The organism is Kitasatospora sp. NPDC093550, from assembly GCF_044764985.1.
Taxonomy (GTDB): Bacteria; Actinomycetota; Actinomycetes; order Streptomycetales; family Streptomycetaceae; genus Kitasatospora.
In genome coordinates this window covers 259,241-277,161 of the sequence record NZ_JBIWJF010000004.1, presented here as the reverse complement: position 1 = coordinate 277,161, position 17,921 = coordinate 259,241, and the positions used below count along the sequence as shown (strand labels likewise).

General features: G+C 75.0%; 18 protein-coding genes. 9 read left to right on the top strand and 9 right to left on the bottom strand.

Annotated features, from left to right (window positions below; all coding sequences use genetic code 11):
• Positions 1 to 17: 17 nt before the first annotated feature.
• Both lnt and fxsA read left to right on the top strand, forming a co-directional pair.
• A complete protein-coding gene (lnt, locus tag ACIRD3_RS08455) occupies positions 18 to 1,658 on the top strand; it encodes an apolipoprotein N-acyltransferase (protein WP_402213483.1) in 1,641 nt (546 codons plus the stop codon).
• Positions 1,659 to 1,713: 55 nt separating this feature from the next.
• On the top strand, positions 1,714 to 2,292 hold the full coding sequence (gene fxsA, locus ACIRD3_RS08450) for an FxsA family membrane protein (protein ID WP_402213235.1): 579 nt from the start codon (positions 1,714 to 1,716) through the stop codon (positions 2,290 to 2,292).
• Positions 2,293 to 2,518: 226 nt separating this feature from the next.
• Here fxsA and ACIRD3_RS08445 read toward each other — a convergent pair whose 3' ends face one another.
• The 3 genes from ACIRD3_RS08445 to ACIRD3_RS08435 all read right to left on the bottom strand — a co-directional run bounded on the left by ACIRD3_RS08445 (position 2,519) and on the right by ACIRD3_RS08435 (position 5,107).
• Positions 2,519 to 2,893 carry an RNA polymerase-binding protein RbpA gene (locus tag ACIRD3_RS08445; RefSeq protein ID WP_355365562.1) on the bottom strand — a complete coding sequence of 125 codons (375 nt, stop codon included), beginning with the start codon at positions 2,891 to 2,893 and terminating at the stop codon, positions 2,519 to 2,521.
• Positions 2,894 to 3,178: 285 nt separating this feature from the next.
• A complete protein-coding gene (locus ACIRD3_RS08440) occupies positions 3,179 to 4,795 on the bottom strand; it encodes a hypothetical protein (RefSeq protein WP_402213233.1) in 1,617 nt (538 codons plus the stop codon).
• 117 nt (positions 4,796 to 4,912) lie between these two features.
• Positions 4,913 to 5,107, bottom strand: coding sequence for a hypothetical protein (locus tag ACIRD3_RS08435; RefSeq protein WP_402213231.1), 195 nt, complete (start codon positions 5,105 to 5,107; stop codon positions 4,913 to 4,915).
• Positions 5,108 to 5,504: 397 nt separating this feature from the next.
• Here ACIRD3_RS08435 and ACIRD3_RS08430 point away from each other — a divergent pair, with 397 nt between their 5' ends.
• From ACIRD3_RS08430 to ACIRD3_RS08415, 4 genes are all read left to right on the top strand, one after another.
• Positions 5,505 to 5,921: an ankyrin repeat domain-containing protein gene (locus ACIRD3_RS08430; protein WP_402213229.1), complete on the top strand. Its 417-nt coding sequence runs from the start codon at positions 5,505 to 5,507 to the stop codon at positions 5,919 to 5,921.
• Positions 5,922 to 5,945: 24 nt separating this feature from the next.
• The gene (locus tag ACIRD3_RS08425; protein ID WP_402213227.1) at positions 5,946 to 6,461 is read left to right on the top strand and encodes a GNAT family N-acetyltransferase; all 516 of its coding nucleotides are present in this window, start codon (positions 5,946 to 5,948) and stop codon (positions 6,459 to 6,461) included.
• A 63-nt stretch (positions 6,462 to 6,524) separates the two neighbouring features.
• Positions 6,525 to 7,598 carry a serine hydrolase domain-containing protein gene (locus ACIRD3_RS08420; protein ID WP_402213226.1) on the top strand — a complete coding sequence of 358 codons (1,074 nt, stop codon included), beginning with the start codon at positions 6,525 to 6,527 and terminating at the stop codon, positions 7,596 to 7,598.
• A 105-nt stretch (positions 7,599 to 7,703) separates the two neighbouring features.
• On the top strand, positions 7,704 to 8,204 hold the full coding sequence (locus tag ACIRD3_RS08415; RefSeq protein WP_402213224.1) for an NUDIX domain-containing protein: 501 nt from the start codon (positions 7,704 to 7,706) through the stop codon (positions 8,202 to 8,204).
• A gap of 12 nt (positions 8,205 to 8,216) precedes the next feature.
• Here the strand turns inward: ACIRD3_RS08415 and ACIRD3_RS08410 are convergent, their stop codons facing one another.
• The 3 genes from ACIRD3_RS08410 to ACIRD3_RS08400 form a co-directional block, all read right to left on the bottom strand.
• Positions 8,217 to 8,867 (bottom strand): vitamin K epoxide reductase family protein, encoded by a 651-nt coding sequence (locus ACIRD3_RS08410; protein WP_402213223.1) that lies wholly within the window; start codon positions 8,865 to 8,867, stop codon positions 8,217 to 8,219.
• A 94-nt stretch (positions 8,868 to 8,961) separates the two neighbouring features.
• Positions 8,962 to 9,777, bottom strand: a complete 816-nt coding sequence (locus ACIRD3_RS08405) for a DsbA family protein (protein ID WP_402213221.1) — start codon at positions 9,775 to 9,777, stop codon at positions 8,962 to 8,964.
• Between the two features lie 199 nt (positions 9,778 to 9,976).
• The gene (locus tag ACIRD3_RS08400; RefSeq protein ID WP_402213219.1) at positions 9,977 to 10,651 is read right to left on the bottom strand and encodes a hypothetical protein; all 675 of its coding nucleotides are present in this window, start codon (positions 10,649 to 10,651) and stop codon (positions 9,977 to 9,979) included.
• Between the two features lie 156 nt (positions 10,652 to 10,807).
• Between ACIRD3_RS08400 and ACIRD3_RS08395 the strand changes: the two genes are divergently transcribed.
• A complete protein-coding gene (locus ACIRD3_RS08395) occupies positions 10,808 to 11,686 on the top strand; it encodes a CHAD domain-containing protein (RefSeq protein WP_402213217.1) in 879 nt (292 codons plus the stop codon).
• 79 nt (positions 11,687 to 11,765) lie between these two features.
• Here the strand turns inward: ACIRD3_RS08395 and ACIRD3_RS08390 are convergent, their stop codons facing one another.
• Positions 11,766 to 12,554 carry a uracil-DNA glycosylase gene (locus ACIRD3_RS08390; protein ID WP_402213215.1) on the bottom strand — a complete coding sequence of 263 codons (789 nt, stop codon included), beginning with the start codon at positions 12,552 to 12,554 and terminating at the stop codon, positions 11,766 to 11,768.
• Positions 12,555 to 12,758: 204 nt separating this feature from the next.
• Between ACIRD3_RS08390 and ACIRD3_RS08385 the strand changes: the two genes are divergently transcribed.
• Together ACIRD3_RS08385 and ACIRD3_RS08380 are read left to right on the top strand one after the other, a co-directional pair.
• Positions 12,759 to 13,754, top strand: coding sequence for a slipin family protein (locus tag ACIRD3_RS08385; protein ID WP_402213214.1), 996 nt, complete (start codon positions 12,759 to 12,761; stop codon positions 13,752 to 13,754).
• Between the two features lie 75 nt (positions 13,755 to 13,829).
• Positions 13,830 to 14,279 carry a CBS domain-containing protein gene (locus ACIRD3_RS08380; protein ID WP_402213212.1) on the top strand — a complete coding sequence of 150 codons (450 nt, stop codon included), beginning with the start codon at positions 13,830 to 13,832 and terminating at the stop codon, positions 14,277 to 14,279.
• A 185-nt stretch (positions 14,280 to 14,464) separates the two neighbouring features.
• Here ACIRD3_RS08380 and ACIRD3_RS08375 read toward each other — a convergent pair whose 3' ends face one another.
• Positions 14,465 to 14,875 carry a PaaI family thioesterase gene (locus ACIRD3_RS08375; protein WP_402213211.1) on the bottom strand — a complete coding sequence of 137 codons (411 nt, stop codon included), beginning with the start codon at positions 14,873 to 14,875 and terminating at the stop codon, positions 14,465 to 14,467.
• 103 nt (positions 14,876 to 14,978) lie between these two features.
• Positions 14,979 to 17,900: an FAD-binding and (Fe-S)-binding domain-containing protein gene (locus ACIRD3_RS08370; protein WP_402213209.1), complete on the bottom strand. Its 2,922-nt coding sequence runs from the start codon at positions 17,898 to 17,900 to the stop codon at positions 14,979 to 14,981.
• Between the last annotated feature and the right edge of the window lie 21 nt (positions 17,901 to 17,921).

The window sequence follows — 17,921 nt, the reverse complement described above, 5'->3', positions numbered from 1 at the left end:
ATGGTGCGCCGGTGGCCATTCCCGTCACCCAGGAGCGGCCCGGGGCCGCCTCCGAGCCGCAGGAGCCGTCGCCCCGGCCGGGTCGCGGCGCCCGTGCCGTCGCCAAGGTCCGCGCCGGTCTGCCCCGGACCGGCCTGGCGGCGCTGGCCGGTCTGCTGCTCGCCCTCGCCTTCCCCCCGTACGACCTCTGGCCGCTGTCGCTGCTCGGCGTCGCCGCCCTCTCGCTGCTCACCCGGGGCCGCACCTTCCGCCAGGGCCTGTGGACGGGCTTCGCCCTCGGGCTGCCGTTCTTCCTGATGCTGCTCAGCTGGCTGCGAGTGGTCGGCTGGGACGCCACCGTCGGCCTGTCCGTCGTCGAGGCGCTGTTCCTGGCCCTGCTCGGCGGCGGACTGGCCGTCACCTCCCGGCTCCCCGGCTGGCCGCTCTGGGCGGCCTGCCTGTGGATCACCCAGGAGTGGGCCCGCGACCGGCTGCCGCTCGGCGGCTTCCCCTGGGGCCGGCTCGCCTTCGCCAACACCGCCACCCCGTACACCCCGCTGGCCGCGCTCGGCGGCGCGCCGCTGGTGACCTTCGCGGTCGCGCTCTCCGGCACCCTGCTCGCCTGGGCCGCGCTGCGCCTGCGCGGGCCGCGCAAGGCCCCCCGGGCCGCCGCGCTGGCGGCGCTCGGCGCGGTGGCCGCGCTGCTGGCCGGCTACCTCGTCCCGGTGCCCACGGCCGCGGCCGACACCGTGAAGGTCGCCATCGTCCAGGGCAACGTGCCCAACCCGGGCATGGACTTCCTGGGCCGCCCGATGATGGTCCTCAACAACCACGCCTCGGCCACCGAGCGCCTCGCCGCCGACATCGACGCGGGCAAGGTCGAGCGCCCCGACGTGGTGATCTGGCCGGAGAACTCCTCCGACCTCGACCCGTTCAGCGACCCGCTGGCCCGCCGGCGCATCGACGAGGCCGTGCGGGCCATCGGCGTGCCGACCCTGGTCGGCACCCTGGTGGACGGCCCGGACGCGCAGCACGTCCAGAACGAGGGCATCGTCTGGGACCCGCAGACCGGCCCCGGCGCCTCCTACACCAAGCAGCACCCCGTCCCGTTCGGCGAGTACGTGCCCTTCCGCGCCCAGCTGATGAAGGTGATCACCCGCCTCCAGCGGGTCGCCCGGGACTTCTACCCCGGTGACCACAACGGCGTGATGCAGCTCGGCCCGGCCCGGATCGGCGACGTCATCTGCTTCGAGGTGGCGTACGACGAGATCGTCCGCGACACCGTGGACAGCGGCGCCCGCGTCCTGGTCGTCCAGACCAACAACGCGACCTACGCCAAGACCGGCCAGCCCGAGCAGCAGCTCGCGATGAGCCGGCTGCGGGCCGTCGAGCACGGCCGGGCGGTGCTGATCGCCGCCACCAGCGGCATCAGCGCGGTGATCGCCCCGGACGGCACCGTCCAGCAGCGCACCCAGGAGCTGACCGCGGCCGAGCTCTCGGCGACCGTCCCGCTGCGCGACGGCACCACGGTGGCCGACCGGGTCGGCGCCGCCCCGGAGTGGACCCTGGCCATCGGCGGGCTGCTGGCCTGCGGCGTCGCGGTGCTGGTCGGACGCCGTCGGAAGCCCGACGCCGGAACACCTGCCGAGCGGGAACCGTTGGACCAGGTGGTGCCGTAGCCGGCCCGGACCTCCCGTGCGGCGCGCAGAGCACCGCTTGGAGTGGATCCGTACCGTGACGCAGCAAGCTACCCCCACCCGTCCGGCCCCGCGCGGCAGGCTCCGCCGGGTGCTGCCGCTGCTGATCACCGCCTGGCTGGTGCTGGAGATCTGGCTGCTGGTCCTGGTCGGCTCGTGGCTGGGCGGCCTGACCGTCCTGCTGCTGCTGATCGCGGGCGCGCTGATCGGCGGCTCGCTGATCAAGCGGGCCGGGCTGAAGGCGCTGTCGGCGGCGATCGAGCAGAGCAAGAACCCGCAGTCCCAGCAGCCGCAGACCGGCACCAGCATGACGGTGCTGGCGGGCGTCCTGCTGATCGTCCCCGGCTTCCTGTCGGACCTGCTGGCCCTGACCCTGCTGTTCCCGCCCACCCGGGCGCTGTGGCGGGCGGGCGGACGCCGGCTGGCCGACAAGGCGCTGCGCAGCACCGCCGGCGTCGGCGCCGACCCGTTCGCGGACGCCGTGCGGCTGCAGGAGCAGCTGCGCATCCACCGTCCGGACGGCAAGGTGATCCAGGGCGAGGTCGTCGAGCCGGAGGCCGGCCCGCGCGGCCCGCAGGGCCCGGACACCACCTACCGTCCGCCGATCACCGGCTGACCCGGTCGCCGGCCGGTTCCCCGGTCGACAGTCCCCCGGACGGCCGCGAGCCGTCCGGGGAGCCGCAGGCGGCGAACCGGCCCCGCCGAGGCGAACCGACCCGCCGGGAGCCGCCCCCGGACAGCGCCACCCCGGACACCGAGACCCCGGACACCGCGACAACGCGAAAGGGACCCTGGAAACCAGGGTCCCTTTTCGCGTCCTCCCGCTCGGGGCGGGAGCGATGTCAGGCGCTCTTACGGGTGTCCCGCGGGTGCACCGCGAGGTTCATCCCACCGGAGCGGAGCACGGCCAGCCGTTCGGCCAGCACCTCCTCCAGCTCCTCGCGCGTCCGGCGCTCCATCAGCATGTCCCAATGGGTGCGCGTCGGCTTGACCTTCTTCTCCTCCGGCTCGTCGCCGTCGAGAAGCGCTGCCTCCTGGCCACAGAAGCGGCATTCCCAGGTCGCGGGGATCTCCGCCTCGACCGAGAAAGGAACCTCGAATCGGTGTCCGTTCTGACATGCGTACTCGACGGTCTGGCGGGGAGCCAGATCGATACCACGGTCGGTCTCGTAGCTAGTGGCCCCGAGTCGCGTGCCGCGGAGAGCTCGCTCGCTCATGAATCGTGCCTCCCGGGCTTATGGCCCACAGGACTAGTGGTCGCTGTTCTTCGTCGTTCGGTCAACGCTCGGCTTCCGACGAAGATTCCCGTCCCGGGACATGCGTCGTCTGTCGTGCCGCCCCTGTTTGTACCCACCTGCGCCCGATTTGTCACATCTGGCCGGTGATATCACTCCAGGTGTCACCTATTTCACATCGGGCGATCGTGCGGCCTTTCCGTGTCGAGCGTACCGGGACGGGTTCCGACTGCCTCCGGCGGCCCCGGTCCGGGGCCGCCGGGCCGGTCAGGAGATGGGGCGTGAGCGGATCATCGGCTGGTCCTTGGCCAGGTCGACCGGGCGGGCCCGCGGGGCCGGGTCGACCGGCGCGACCACCGGCGGGCGCTCCGGGCGGGGCGGCACGCCGGCGGCCGCCTCGGTGCGGGTGTCGCGGTGCGGCAGCAGGGCGATCACCGCGTCCCGCAGCTGGGCGGGCGCCTCGTCGTCCAGCGGGTCGACGGTGGCGGGCACCTGCAGCCGGAGCGGGGTGCCGTTGCCGATCCGGGCGTAGCCGCGGCCGACCGGGGCGTGCGCGGCGGGCACGATGTCGAGCGGGGCGCCGAGTGCGGCGCGGCCCTCGTCCGGCCCCGCCGGGCCGAGCACGACGCGGGCCCGGGCGGTGGCGCGGACGGTCGGGGTGAGCCGGTCCCGGGCCTCGATGTCGTCGGCGATCACCACGGTGACCCGGGCTGCCCGGCCGTGCCGCAGCGGGAGCTCCAGCAGGTCCTGCGGGTCGGGGCGGCCCTCGGCCTGGGCGAGCTCGCTCAGCTCGGTCGGGTGGTCCAGCAGCAGCCAGAGCGGCCGGGTGACGTCCTCCGGCGGGGCGGAGCCGGCCTGCCGGGCGGCGTTGAGCGCGGTGAGCCGGCGCTCGGTCTCCTGGGCGGCCCACTCCAGTGCGGCCAGCGCGCCGTGCAGGCTGGTCTCCACCGTGTGCACGCCGGGCCGGTTCACCAGGCAGGCGTGCTCCCCGGTGCCCGCGCCGTCGACGACCACCAGGTCGGCGTACGGGAGGGCCTGCAGCGCGATCGAGCGGAGCAGGCTGGAGGTGCCGTAGCCGGTGACGCCGAGGGCCAGCAGGTGGGGTTCGGAGGAGCGCGGGCCGGTGCGCCAGACCACCGGCGGCTGCTGGACGACGGTGCCGCCCTGGGTGACCGGGATGGTCCGGGCGGTGCCGTCCTCGTCGGTGAAGCCCAGCACGATCTCGCCGGGGGCGGCCACGAAGCGCTGGGCGACCACGTCGGTGGGCAGCGGGGCGAGCGCGGCGATCCGCAGCCGGTTGGACTCCTCGTCCCAGTCGAAGCGGTACTCCCGGGCCCGCCCGGCCTTGCCCTGGACGACCTGCTCGATCCGGGCCCGGGCGGCGGGCTCGGTGTCGGTGAAGTACGCGGGGTAGCTCAGCTCCAGCCGGGAGAGCCGGCCCTCGCCGTCGAACTCCCAGGAGCCGAAGGCGTTCTTGTAACCGCCCTCGAAGTGGTACAGCGGGTTGGCGTCGTCGGGGCCGCACAGGTAGGGGGTGAGCGCGGCGTAGAGGGCGCTCAGCTTCACGTCGGCGACGTCCGGGGCGGGCGGGGCGGGCGGCGCCTTGGGGGCCCGGCCGGCCCAGGCGGCGCTGGCCATCAGGGCGATCAGGGCGAACAGCAGGCCGTGCGGCAGCAGGTAGACGCCGACCAGCATCGCGGCGGACAGGAACAGCGTCGGACCGCGGCGTTCCTTCGGGGTGGCGTTCCAGCGGGACTTGGCCCAGCCGACGTGGTGGCGCAGGCCCCGGCCGATGACGGAGAGCGGGGCGAACATGTCGGAGGCGTGGTCCCCGGCGGTCCGGGCGATCTCGCGGCCCTTGCTGAGGTGGCGTTGGAGCGGCATTCCTTGTCTCCCCGGGCGAGTGGGACGGGATGGGACGGAAGGGGTGCGGCGGAGGGGTACGACGGGGCCCGGGGCGGTGGGATCCGCGCCCGGGCCGGTACGGGGGAGTGGCGGCGGCTAGAACCTGATGCCGCTGAGCAGGCTCGCGAGGCTGGCGCCGCCCGCGTTGATGCTCGGGGCGATCGACGAACCGGCGATGTAGAAGCCGAGAAGGGCGCAGACCAGGGCGTGGGAGACCTTTAGTCCGTCCCTGCGGAAGTAGAGAAAGGCGATGGTGCCGAACAGGACGATGCCGGAAATCGAGAGGATCACGTTCCGCTCCTCGGGAGGGGGGACAAGCGAGGGGGTGTTACAGAAAGTGCACTAATCGTGACAAAAAGTAATAGATGATGGAACGGGGCAAATGGGTGGTTCTGCCGTTCCATGCCGTTCCGGTAGCCGGACGGCGGTATGCGAACCGGCCGGGGTGGGGGCGGTCGCCGTGGGGAATCGGTGCGCCGAGGCATTCCCTGACGGCGGGCGGGAAGTTTCCGGGGGGTCCGCGAAGTTCGCTCGGATGGCCGCGCAACCCGCGCGGCCGCGTGTCGTGGCGCGCCCGGGCCGTCATCCGGATCTCGGACACCGGCTGGCCCGCTCCCGCACCGGCCGCTACCGTGCCCTGGGCGCAGCCCGTGACCGCCCGACGACCCGACCGGAAAGGCCGCCCGCCATGACCGACGCCGCCAGCCAGCAGCCCGCCGACGCCCCCGACGCCGAGGTGATCGCGCTCGCCGGGAAGCTCTTCGACGCCGCCCGCGCCGGGGACACCGACACCCTGGCCGCCTACCTGGACGCCGGCGCCCCGGCCGACCTCACCAACGACCGCGGCGACACCCTCGTCATGCTCGCCGCGTACCACGGCCACGCCGCCACCGTGGAGGCGCTGCTGCGGCACGGCGCCGACCCGAACCTCGCCAACGACCGCGGCCAGACCCCGCTGGCCGGCGCCGTCTTCAAGGGCGCCGACGACGTGCTCGCCGCCCTGCTGGCCGGCGGTGCCGACCCGAACGCCGGGACCCCGAGCGCCGTCGACACCGCCCGGATGTTCGGCAAGGACGAGCTGGTCGCCCGGTTCGAGGCCCGCTGAGCGGAGCTCGTAGGCTTTTCGACCATGGAGACCACCGCCACCCGGGACACCGGGACCGTCGAGTTCCGCATCACCGGCTACGCCCACCCCGACGCCCAGGCCCTCTCGGCGGAGGTGCAGCAGGAGTACGTCCGCCGCTACGGCGACCCCGACTTCACCGAGATGTCCGCCGATGACTTCGAGGCGCCGGCCGGGCTGTTCCTGATCGCCTACCTGGACGGCCGCCCGGTCGCCTGCGGCGGCTGGCGGGCCAAGGAGGCCGGAGGCCCGGACGAGCTGCGTGAGGGCGACGCCGAGCTGAAGCGGATGTTCGTGGTTCCGGACGCCCGCGGCCGGGGCCTGGCCCGGGCGGTGCTGCGCCGCCTGGAGCTGACCGCGGTCGAGGCCGGGCACACCCGGTTCATCCTGGAGACCGGCAGCAAGCAGCCCGAGGCCGTCGCGCTGTACGAGTCCGAGGGCTACGCGCCGATCCGCAAGTTCGGCTACTACCGGGACCACCCGTTGGCCATCTGCCTCGGCAAGGAACTCGCCGCGGTCTGAGCGGCCGCGCGGCCGGGTAGGCTCCCGTCGCCCTGACGACGCGCCACGCCCCGGGGGGACGGCATGAGCCACCGAGCACCCGGAGCCGACCGGCTCCCCGCCCTGGCCGCGCCGGGCGGGGAGCTGGACCGGCTGGTCGGCGCGGGTGTCCGCACCGTCGGGGCCGGCGCGGTGTGGGCCGTCGGCGACGCCGGGGGCGGGCTCGGCGGCGGCGGTCACGGCGTGCTCGGGCGGGGCCCGTACGCGCGGCTCGTGCCCGGGCCGGACACCCTCTACGACCTCGCCAGCCTCACCAAGGTCGTCGCGCTCTGGCCCTGTGCCGGGGTGCTGTGGGAATCCGGCCGGCTGCCACTGGACGAACCGCTCGGCCGGTGGTGGCCGCCGGCGTCCGGGCGCGCCGCCGGCGCCGTCACCGTCCGGCAGCTCCTCGCGCACACCGCCGGGATGCTCCCGTACACCCGCTTCGAGCAGCTCTACGGGCGCGACCCGGCGGCGATCCGGGCCGGGGTGCTGGCCGCGCCGTTGCACCGCGCGCCCGGCACGGCCGTCGAGTACACCGACCGCGCCGCGGTGCTGCTCGGCCACCTGGTCGAGGAGCTCGGCGGCGCGCCGCTGGACGTGCTCGCCGCCCGCTGGGCCTGGCACCCGCTGGGCATGGCCGACACCCGGTACGGGCCGCTCGACGCCGCGCTCCTCGACCGGACCGCGCCCACCGAGTACGACGAATCGACCGGCGGCCACCTGCGCGGCGTCGTCCACGACCCGTCCGCCCGGCTGCTCGGCGGGGTCTCCGGGAACGCCGGCGCCTTCTCCACCGCCCGCGACCTCGGCCGCTTCCTCACCGCGCTGCTCGCCCCGCCGCCCGCCCTGCCCTGGGGCGGGGCGTGGATCGAGGAGTCGCTGCGCGAGCAGACCGGCGGGCTGCGGCCGGCCCGCGGCCTGTCCTGGCTGTACGCCCCCGGCACCGAGCCGGCCGAGGGCACCTTCGTCCACTACGGCTTCACCGGCACGGGCTTCTGGGTCTCCCGGCGGCTCGGGCGGTGGGCGCTGCTGCTCACCAACAAGGTGCACCACGACCGGGTCACCCAGCCGTTGACCGATCTGCGCAACGCCTTCCGGCGGTCGGTCTTCGGCTGAGGAGGGGAGGGCACTCGTTCGGGTGATCGAGTGCGAACCACCGTTTGCGGGGCGGCGATCGCGGCAGATTGACCTCGAATGACGGCACCCGGCGGAGGAGGCGCGATGACGGACACCTGGGCACTCTCGGAGGAGGAGTGGCTCGCCCGGATGGTGCGCGCCTACGTCGGCTGCAGCGTGCTGCTCACCGACGCGGAGGGCAAGGTCCTGCTGCTGAAGGCCAGTTACCGGGACCAGTGGCAGTTCCCGGGCGGCGGGATGGACCCGGGGGAGGGGCCCGCCGAGTGCGCGGCCCGCGAGCTGTTCGAGGAAACCGGCCTGGCCGCGCGGGAGTTGAGGCTGCTCGTGGTGGAGTGGCGGGACGTCATCCCCGACCAGGGCGAACACGCCCACCCCGCGGTGCAGTTCATGTTCGACGGCGGGACGGTCGAGGAGGGCGCGGTGGTCCGGCTGCAGGTCGAGGAGATCGCCGACTACGGCTGGTTCGCCCCCGCGCGGGCGGCCGCCCTGCTGCACCCCTGCGCGGCGCGCCGGCTCACCGGGGCTCTGGAGGCCCGGCGGACCGGCGCCGCCGCGCTGCTGCACTCGGCGGGGTACCTGGGGTGACGGACGGTCCGATCAGAGGAGGGTGCTCCAGTAGGACCAGAACCGGTTGAGCACCAGCAGCGCGATCACCGCCGCCCACAGCACCGGCAGCGCCCAGTGGTAGCGGGCCGCCTCCCGGACCACGACCCGCAGCCGCGGGCCGACCGGGATCACCCCCGTGCGCAGGTTGTGCAGCGTGGTGTACCAGAACAGCAGCACCACCGTCGCCCACACCACCATGCAGTACGGGCACAGCGCGCCGATGTCGTACAGCGCCTGGTCGACCAGCCAGTGCACGAACACCACGCCCAGCGCGGTGCCCGCGTGCAGGCCCAGCCAGAACCAGCGCCGGTACGCGGCACCGGCGAGCAGCCCGGCCCCGATCGCGGCCAGGGCGCCGAACGCGGCCAGGCCCAGCAGCGGGTTCGGGAAGCCGAACACCTCCGCCTGCTCGGTGCGCATCACCGAACCGCAGCTGATCACCGGGTTGATGTTGCAGCTGGGGACGTAGGACGGGTTCTCCAGGATGCGGAGCTTGTCGAAGGTCAGGACGGCCGAGGCGGCCAGCCCGACCAGGGCGCCGAGGAACAGCAGGAGCGCGAAGGCCCGGCCCGCCCCGACCGGGGCCCGGTCGGCGGCGTCGGGAACGGGGCGGGAGAGGTGCACGGTGGAAGCGGCGGACATGGCAGCACACTCCGGTGGCTGGCTGGGAGGGGCCGGCCCGGCCGGGAGTTCGGCCGGGCCGGTGGTGCCGTGCTGGGGGTGGTCGGGCCGGGGGTTACTGCAGGCCGGCGGCCTGCTTGACCTGGGCCGTGAACTGCTCGGGCGAGGCCGCCGCGTTGCCGCTGAACAGCGTGATCGGCTTGCCGTCCACCTTCACCGTCGGGGTACCGGTCACCCCGCTGTCGTTGAACGCGTCCGCCACCTTCGCCGCCCACGGCGCGTAGGTCCGGTCGGTGACGGCCTTCACGAAGGCGTCCGTCTTCAGCCCGGGCACCTGGCCGGCCAGGTCCAGGAGGTGGTTGACGTCGCCGAAGCCGTCCTCGCGCTCGTCCGGCTGGTTGGCGTACAGCACGTCGTGGAACTGCTTGAACTTGTCCACGCCCTCGTTCAGCGCGGCACCGGCCGCGGCCAGCGCGGTGCGCGAGCCCTTGCCGCCGAGGTTCTTGTCCAGGAAGGCCGCCAGGTGGAACTCCACCTTGATCTGCCCGTCCTCGGTGAGCTTCTTGACCGTCTCGCCGTTCGCCGCCTCGAAGTGCTTGCAGACCGGGCAGCGGAAGTCCTCGTAGACCTCCATGGTGTGCGGGGCGTCGGCCTTGCCGTAGGTGATCACCGTGCCGTTCGGGCCGCCGGCGTTCGCCGGGACGACCAGCGGCGCCGAGGTGGCGGCCGCGGCGGCCGCGTCACTCTTCTTCGACGCCGAGTTGATCGCGACGGCGGTACCGCCGGCGAGGGCCAGCACCGCCACGGCGGTGACCGTCACGACGATCCGCTGACGGCGCTTGGCGGCCTGCTGCTCCAGGCGCTGCGCCTCCTGGATCCGCTCACGGGCACTGATGCGCTTGGCCTGCTGCTTGCTGGGGGCCTGAGCCATGGGAAGTCAACTCCTGTACGCGGCGCGCGGGTGCGCGCGGGAAACCGCACCGGGTGCGGCGGGATCGGGGAACGCGGGAGTCGTGCGCACTGCCTGCGGGCGTCCGGGGGCCGGGGGCCCGACCCCAGGGACGGAAGGGACCGCCGCCCGGGGAATCCGAGGAGCCCGGGGAATCCGGGGCGAACCGGTGCGGAAGCGGTCAGCAGGCAGGCGCGAAGGCGGGCGGGCCGCGGCGGGGCGCCGGGCTCAGCACCACGTCCTCACGGCGCGGCCGCGCGCGGTCCGACACCGGCAGCGGCACCCGCAGCACCGGCCGCGCCGGGGCCGGGGCCAGCAGGACGACCAGGGCGCGCAGCGGCCGGGCCAGCGACTCCCGCAGCGCGCGCAGCGCGCGGGCCAGACCCGACAGGGCCGAGTCGCCCAGCCGCAGCCAGGCGGCGGCGGCCAGCGCGATCACCAGGTGCACCAGCAGGAGCAGCAGCTGGGTCAGCGCGGGCGCCAACTGCCCGGCGTGGCCGAGCGGCCCCGAGAGCAGCGACCCGTCCATCGAACCGCCGCCACAGACCAGCAGGTTCACCCCGCGAGCGGGGACCTGACCGGAGAACACCGGCCCACAGCCGGTCTGGCCCAGGTTGAAGGTCGTGTTGAGCAGCAGCTCGACCGGCACCATCACGGCGGAGATGTGCAGCATCCGCCGCTCCCCACCGGCCAGGACGGCCGCGACCAGGAACACGACGGCACACGCCGAGGCCACCAGCGACAGCGGCAGCGGGCGGCCGGTGATGACCACCTGGCCCAACGCGGCCATCGGCACGGCGAGCGCGGTGAACACCGCGGCCCGCAGGGCCCTGGTCGCATGGGTGGAGGTCGTCACGCCCCGGAGTATGCCATGACGCTCACACCCGGCACGAGGGCGCGTGGACCCTTGCGCTTCTCCTGACCACCCCTCAACCGGGCGCGGGGTCGACAGCCCTCGCTGCCCGACTAGCCTGGAAGCGATCCCGGTGCCCCGACTGAGGGGATGGCGCGCATGGCGAAACCCGAGACCACGGTGGGGCAGGTGGTGCTGGCCCGCGTCGAGGAGCAGGCGGCGGTGCTGGCCGGCCTGGACGAGGCCGTCCGGGCGGACGAACCGGACGCGGTGCACCGGATGCGGGTCGCCTGCCGACGGCTGCGCAGCGCCCTGCGTACCTTCCGTCGGTTGTTCGCCCCCGGCGCGACGGACGAGCTGGTCGCGGAGCTGCGCTGGCTGGGCGGCGCCCTCGGCGGCGCGCGCGACCGCGAGGTGCTGGCCGAACGGCTGGCCGCCCAGGCCCGCGAGCTGCCCGCCGGGTGCGGGCCGGAGCGGGTCGCTGCGGCGCTCGAACGGTGGGGCGAGACCGAGTACCGCCGGGTCTGGCCCGAGGTGGTCGCCGCCCTCGACAGCCCCCGCCGCCGCGACCTCGGCGACGCCCTCGCCGCCCTCCTCGCCGACCCTCCGCTGCGCCGCCGCGCCGACCGCCCCGCGGTCGCCGAGCTGTCCCGGATCGCCGCCCGCGAGCAGCGCCGTACCGCCGACCGCGTCCGGACCGCCCTCGCGGCCGGTCCCGGGGAACGCGACGGCGCCCTGCACGCGGCCCGCAAGGCCGCCAAGCGCGCCCGCTACGCCGGGGAGACCGCCGCCCCGGCGGCCGGCCGCCGGGCCGAGCGCTACACGGAGCGGATGAAGGCCGTCCAGGAGGTCCTGGGCGAGCACCAGGACGCCGTGGTCGCCGCGGCCGCCCTCGCCGCCCAGGCCTCGGCCGGTGGCGAGCCCTTCGGCTACGGCGTCCTGTACGGCCGCCAGCTGGCCGCGGAGCAGGCGGCGCGCGAGCGGCTGCCGGGCGTGTGGAAGCGGGCCGGGAAGCCGAAGCTCGCGCGGTTCGGCTAGGGCCCGTCTTCACACCCCCGTCGGCCCGCAGGCGGGGGTTTGAAGACGGGCCCCAGGACGCGGTGGGCCGGTTCGGGGACTACCGGGGGTCGAGGCCTGCCGAGCGGGCCGCGTCGCGGAGGAGGTCCCGGAGCATCGCGGTGGTCAGACGGCCGGTGTTCGTGTTGCGCGGGCTCACGTGGTAGCAGCCGTAGAGCCGTAGCGGTGGGCCGCCGTCCCGGGCCGGGAGGGTGACCCGGGCGGCGTGGCCGAAGGCGGGCCGGGGCCGGGGGACCTGCCAGCCGGCGTCCGCGATCACCGGGAGCAGGGCCTGCCAGGCGAAGCCGCCCAGGGCGACCACGGTCCGTACGGTCGGGCGCAGCAGCTGCAGTTCGCGGGTGATCCAGGGGCGGCAGGTGTCGCGCTCGGCGGTGCTGGGCCTGTTGTCGGGCGGGGCGCAGCGGACCGGGTCGGTGATCCGCACGCCGTACAGCTCCAGGCCGTCGCCGTGGCGGACGGATGCGGCGCGGTTGGCGAGTCCGAGCTCGTGGAGGGCCGCGTAGAGCAGGTCGCCGGAGGGGTCGCCGGTGAAGATCCGGCCGGTGCGGTTGGCGCCGTGGGCGGCGGGGGCGAGGCCGACCAGGACGAGCGGGGCGTCGGGCGGGCCGAAGCCCGGGATGGGGCGGGCCCAGTAGTCCCAGCCCTGGTAGGCGCGGCGCTTGGTGCGGGCGGTCTCCTCGCGCCACTCGACCAGGCGGGGGCAGGCCCGGCAGCCGGTGACCACGCGGTCGAGGCTGGGGAGCCCGTCGGCGCGGGCGGAGGCCTCGGCGGGGTGTCGCGGGTCGCCGGGGTCGTCGGCGGGGGACGGCGGGGTGGCCAGGCTCGGCATGTCCCGATCCTAGGGCGAGCCCGGAAGCCTCGGGGTGCTCCCGGAAGGCCGGGTCATTGATCCCGGTTCGTCCTGGTCCGGATGGGTTCGATCCGGCCGTGGCGGGCAGACGTAGCGTGGAAGCAGTTGCTCCGATGACGCCTGCCCGGGCCGGGTGGGTGGCGGTCGGAGACGCCGGTGGGCGCGGGCCGCGAGGAGGCCGCGATGATCGTCGATGCGGTGCTGGGGGCCCTCGGGGGGCTGGTGGGGCTGGGGGCGATCTGGGCGGGCCTGAGCATCAGGGTGGTGCAGCAGTTCCAGAAGGGCGTGGTGTTCCGCTTCGGCCGGGTGCGCGACGAGGTGCGCGAACCCGGGCTGGTGGCGCTGATGCCGGTCGCCGACCGGCTGCGCCGGGTGAACGTGCAGATCGTGACGATGCCGATCCCGGCGCAGGAGGGCATCACCCGGGACAACGTGACCGTGCGGGTGGACGCGGTGGTGTACTTCCGCGTGGTGGACCCGGTGAAGGCGACGGTCAACGTGCAGGACTACCACTTCGCGATCTCCCAGGTCGCGCAGACCTCGCTGCGTTCGATCATCGGCAAGAGCGAGCTGGACGACCTGCTGGCCAACCGCGAACCGATCAACCAGGGGCTGGAGTTGATGATCGACAGTCCGGCGCTCGGGTGGGGCATCGAGATCGACCGGGTGGAGATCAAGGACGTCGCTCTGCCGGAGTCGATGAAGCGCTCGATCGCCCGGCAGGCCGAGGCCGAGCGGGAACGGCGCGCGCGGATCATCACCGCGGACGGCGAGTACCAGGCCTCGGAGCGGCTGTCGGAGGCCGCCGCGGTGATGAGCGCGACCCCGTCCGCGCTGCAACTGCGGCTGCTGCAGACCGTGGTGGAGGTCGCGGCGGAGAAGAACTCGACGCTGGTGCTGCCCTTCCCGGTGGAGCTGCTGCGGTTCCTGGAGAGCGCGACCGAGGCCCAGCAGCGGAACCTGCTGACGGCGGCCGCGGCGGCGGCCGGCGCGAAGGCGGCGGAGGAGGCGGTGGAGAGCGGGGAGGTCTCCGAGGGGGAAGTGGAGAAGGAGCCGCCCCGCCACGAACTGCCGCCCTTGGAGGAACTGTTGGAGCGCTCGCCGCTGGAGGGCGCGGGCTCGTCGCCGGACGGGCGGGCCGAGCACGGCGCCGGCACCCAGGCGGACGCGGAGCCCTGAGCGGTGCCCGGTGGCGTCGGCCACCCGGCCGCAGCAGGATGGACGGGGGAAGGCAGCCAGGTCAGGAGGCGGACCATGACCACAGCCGGCGACATCATGCACCCGGGCGCGGAGTGCATCCGCGAGCACGAGACGCTCGCGGCCGCCGCCCGGATCATGCGGGAACGACACGTGGGCGCACTGCCCATCTGCGGGGAGAACGACAGGTTGCTCGGCATCGTGACCGACCGTGACATCGTGCTGCGCTGCGTGGCCGAGGGCCGTGACCCGGCGTCCGTGACCGCGGGCGAGCTGGCGCAGGGCCGGCCGATGACGGTGGAGGCCGACGAGGACGCCGAGCAGGTGCTGCGGGTGATGGAGCAGTACCAGGTGCGGCGGCTGCCGGTGATCAACCACCCGGAGCACAAGCTGGTCGGCATGATCAGCGAGGCGGACATCGCGCGCGGTCTGCCGCAGGCGCGGCTGGCCGAGTTCGTGTCGGCGGTCTGCTCGGAGGAGGCCCCCAGTAAGGCCGCCCTGGGCTGACCCCGTCGTCCGTGCGCGCGGTCCGCGGTCCCCACCCCGGCGAGGGTGGGGACCGCGGCCGTGTCGGAACGGTCAGGCCGCCGGGGCGGAGCCGCCGTGGGCCTGCGGGGAGCGCTCCTCCCGGTCGCCCCAGGGCGTGAGCCGACCGGTGTGGGCCTGCCCCATCACCGGGAGACGCACGCGGGCTACCCCAAGGCGTAGACCGCGGTGGCGTGGGCGGCGGGGTCCTCGGCGTCCTCGGGGGTGAGGGTGACGTCGAGGAAGGCGATCCGGCGGCCGAGTTTGGTGATCCGGGCGCGCACCAGGACGTCCCGGTCGAGGACGGCGCGCTGGAAGCTGGTCGACTGCTGGACCGTGGTCATCGGGCCGAAGCCGCCGCGGGCCGCGGAGAGCGCGATCACACAGGCCGTGTCGGCGGCGGCCATCAGCGCCTGGCCGGACAGCCCGCCGCCCTCCCGCGCGAGCTGGCCGGACCAGGGCAGGCGCAGGACGGCGTACTGCTCGCCGGTCTCGACGGTCGACAGGCCGAGGGCCTGCACCCAGGGGGCGAAGTGGTCGGCCAGGAGCTTGTCAGCCTCGGCGGTGGTGAGGGTCATCGCGCCATTGTGGCGGTGGCGTCGGCGCGCTGTCAGGGGTTCGGCGCGGCCAGGGTGTCGAGGTGGCGCCGGAGGTCACGGGCGTCGGCGGGGCGCGTCGTCGTCACTCCGCGGTGCGCAGGGCCCGGGCGATCAGTTCGGCCAGGTGCAGGGCCTGGCGGCCGTCGGCGAGGTGGGCGATCTGGGTGCGGCAGCTGAAGCCGTCGGCGAGGATCACGGTGTCCGGACCGGCGGCGCGGAGCTCGGGCAGCAGGACGCGCTCGGCGATCGCCGCGGACACGTCGAAGTGGCCCTTCTCGAAGCCGAAGCTGCCCGCGAGGCCGCAGCAGCCGGAGTCCAGCACCCGGTTGTCGAGGCCGAGTCGGGCCTCCACCCGGCGGTCGGCGGCGCTGCCGAGCACGGCGTGCTGGTGGCAGTGGGTCTGGGTGACGGCGTCCAGCGGGACGCGGGGGAGCGGGGCGTCGGGGGCGTACCGGTCGAGGAACTCGGCGAAGGTGCGGGTGCGTTCGGCGAGCGGGCGGCCGTCGGCGCCGAGCAGCCGGGGGAGGTCCTCGCGCAGGGTCGCGGTGCAGCTCGGGTCCAGGCCGACCACCGGGGTGTCGGCCGGCAGGCCGGCGGCGGCCAGTGTTCGCAGGCTGCGCCGCAACACCCTTCGTGCCGTGCCGAGTTGTCCGGTGGCGTACCAGGTCAGGCCGCAGCAGACCGGGCCCGGGGGCAGCCGGACGTCGAAGCCCAGGTGCTCCAGCACCTCGACGGCCGCGCGCGGCACGTTCGGCTGGAGGTGCTCGGAGAAGGTGTCCGGCCACAGCAGGACCGGTGGCGCGCCGGCCGGGGCCGGGTGCGCCGCACGGTGCCGCCGGTACCAGGTGGTGAAGGTCTCCGGCGGGAAGACCGGCAGCACCCTGCGGGGGTCGATCCCGCCCAGCCGCTTGAGCAGCCCGCCGAGCGGAGAGCGGGCCAGCGTGTTGGCCGCGGCCGGCGCGAGTGCGACGGCCCGCAGCCAGAGCGGCAGCCAGCCCATCGAGTAGTGCGGGAGCGGGCGCGGGCGGTGCCGGTAGTGCTGGTGCAGGAACTCGGCCTTGTAGGTCGCCAGGTCGACGTGGACCGGGCACTCGCCGGCGCAGCCCTTGCAGCCCAGGCAGAGGTCGAGCGCCTCCCGGACCTCCTCGGACCGCCAGCCGTCGGTGATCGCGGCCCCGGCCGGGGCGCCGGGTGGGGCCGCCATCCCGCGCAGCATCTCGGCGAGCAGCCGCGCCCGCCCCCGGGTGGAGTGCCGTTCCTCGCCGGTGGCCATGTAGCTCGGGCACATCACCCCGGTGGTCGGGTCCACGCACTTGGCGACGCCCACGCAGCGGTGCACCGCCCTGGCCAGACTGCCGCCGTCCTGATCGAACGGGAGAGCCAGCGGCAGCGGCCGGTGCGGCGGGGGGACGAAGCGCAGGTCGGCGTCGAGCGGGCGGGGGTCGACCAGGGCGCCCGGGTTGAGGAGGTTCTCCGGGTCCCAGATCCGCTTGAACGCGCCGAACAGGTCGATGACGTCGGGCGGGTACATGCGCGACAGCAGCTCGGCCCTGGCCTGCCCGTCACCGTGCTCGCCGGAGAGCGAGCCGCCGTACGAGACCGCCAGGTCGGCCGCCTGCTCCAGGAACTCCCGGAAGACCAGCACTCCGTGGGGCCGGTCCAGCGGGAAGTCGATCCGCAGGTGCACGCAGCCCTCGCCGAAGTGCCCGTACGGGACGCCGCGCAGGCTGTGCCGGCGCAGCAGGGCGCGCAGCTCCCGCAGGTAGTCGCCGAGCCGCTCGGGCGGGACGGCGGAGTCCTCCCAGCCGGGCCAGGCCTCCCCGCCGCCGGGCAGCCGGGTGACGATCCCGGCGCCGGCCTCCCGGACGGCCCACAGCCCGCGCTGCTCGACGGGATCGGTGACCAGCGCGACGGTGGCCGCGTGCTCGCGGCGCACCGCGTCGGCGAGTTCGCGCGCGGCCTGGTAGGCGGCCAGCGGGGTGGCGCCGGCGGTCTCCAGGAACAGCCAGCACTCGCCGGCGGGCAGCCGGTCCAGCGCGGGCGGGCGGGGGCCGGCCGCGAGCAGGGCGGCGATCAGGTCGGCCGCCAGGCCCTCGGCCGTCAGCGGCCGGAACGGCAGCAGTGCGGGGATCGCGTCGGCGGCGGCGCCCTCGTCGGGGTAGCCGGCCACCACCAGGGCGCGGGCGGGCGGCTCCTCGACCAGGCGGACGGTGGCGCCGAGCAGCAGCGCGCAGGTTCCCCCGGTGCCGGTGAGCGCCCGGGCGAGGTCGTGGCCGTGCTCGGGCAGCAGCGCGTCCAGCGGGTATCCGGAGGCGCGGCGCGGAAGCCGCGGCATGCCCTGACGGATGGTGGTGAGGTTGTGGTCGGTGAACTCCTGGAGCTGCCGGTGGAGTTCGCCGGTCCGACCGGGCCGCGCGGTGAGCGCGGCGCGCTCAGCGGGGCCGAGCCGGCCGCCGACGGTCAGCTCGGTGCCGTCCGCGAGCAGCAGCTCCAGCCGCTCGACGTTGTCGGAGGTGCGGCCCCAGGCGAGCGAGTGCGAGCCGCAGGAGTCGTTGCCGATCATGCCGCCGACGGTGCAGCGGCTGTGGGTGGACGGGTCCGGGCCGAAGCGCAGTCCGTACGGCCGGGCGGCGCGCTGCAGGTCGTCCAGGACGGTGCCGGGCCGCACCCGCGCGGTGCGGGCCTGCGGGTCGACCTCCAGTACCTCGCCGAGGTGGCGGCGGAAGTCCAGCACCACCGCGCCGGGGCCGATCGCCTGCCCGGCGATGCTGGTACCGGCCCCGCGGGCCACCACCGGCACCCGGTACGCGCGGCAGAGCGCCAGCGCGGTGCGCACGTCGTCGAGGTCGGCGGGCCTGACCACGCCGAGCGGCAGCTGCCGGTAGTTGGACGCGTCATGGCCGTAGACGGTCCGCTCGGCGGCGCCGAAGCGGACCTCCCCGCGCAGCACGGCGCCCAGCTCACGGGCCAGTTCGGCCCCGGGTACGGCGGACGGACGGCTCACGGGGACCTCCCGGGCGGTACG

What these genes read in the sequence shown, in the direction of transcription:
- ACIRD3_RS08425 (WP_402213227.1), top strand. Translation starts at nt 5,946, where the DNA reads ATGGAGACCACCGCCACCCGGGACACCGGGACCGTCGAGTTCCGCATC.
- ACIRD3_RS08405 (WP_402213221.1), bottom strand. Translation starts at nt 9,777, where the DNA reads ATGGCTCAGGCCCCCAGCAAGCAGCAGGCCAAGCGCATCAGTGCCCGT.
- ACIRD3_RS08430 (WP_402213229.1), top strand. Translation starts at nt 5,505, where the DNA reads ATGACCGACGCCGCCAGCCAGCAGCCCGCCGACGCCCCCGACGCCGAG.
- ACIRD3_RS08410 (WP_402213223.1), bottom strand. Translation starts at nt 8,867, where the DNA reads ATGTCCGCCGCTTCCACCGTGCACCTCTCCCGCCCCGTTCCCGACGCC.
- ACIRD3_RS08395 (WP_402213217.1), top strand. Translation starts at nt 10,808, where the DNA reads ATGGCGAAACCCGAGACCACGGTGGGGCAGGTGGTGCTGGCCCGCGTC.
- ACIRD3_RS08375 (WP_402213211.1), bottom strand. Translation starts at nt 14,875, where the DNA reads ATGACCCTCACCACCGCCGAGGCTGACAAGCTCCTGGCCGACCACTTC.
- ACIRD3_RS08415 (WP_402213224.1), top strand. Translation starts at nt 7,704, where the DNA reads ATGACGGACACCTGGGCACTCTCGGAGGAGGAGTGGCTCGCCCGGATG.
- ACIRD3_RS08445 (WP_355365562.1), bottom strand. Translation starts at nt 2,893, where the DNA reads ATGAGCGAGCGAGCTCTCCGCGGCACGCGACTCGGGGCCACTAGCTAC.
- ACIRD3_RS08440 (WP_402213233.1), bottom strand. Translation starts at nt 4,795, where the DNA reads ATGCCGCTCCAACGCCACCTCAGCAAGGGCCGCGAGATCGCCCGGACC.
- ACIRD3_RS08390 (WP_402213215.1), bottom strand. Translation starts at nt 12,554, where the DNA reads ATGCCGAGCCTGGCCACCCCGCCGTCCCCCGCCGACGACCCCGGCGAC.
- ACIRD3_RS08380 (WP_402213212.1), top strand. Translation starts at nt 13,830, where the DNA reads ATGACCACAGCCGGCGACATCATGCACCCGGGCGCGGAGTGCATCCGC.
- ACIRD3_RS08385 (WP_402213214.1), top strand. Translation starts at nt 12,759, where the DNA reads ATGATCGTCGATGCGGTGCTGGGGGCCCTCGGGGGGCTGGTGGGGCTG.
- ACIRD3_RS08420 (WP_402213226.1), top strand. Translation starts at nt 6,525, where the DNA reads ATGAGCCACCGAGCACCCGGAGCCGACCGGCTCCCCGCCCTGGCCGCG.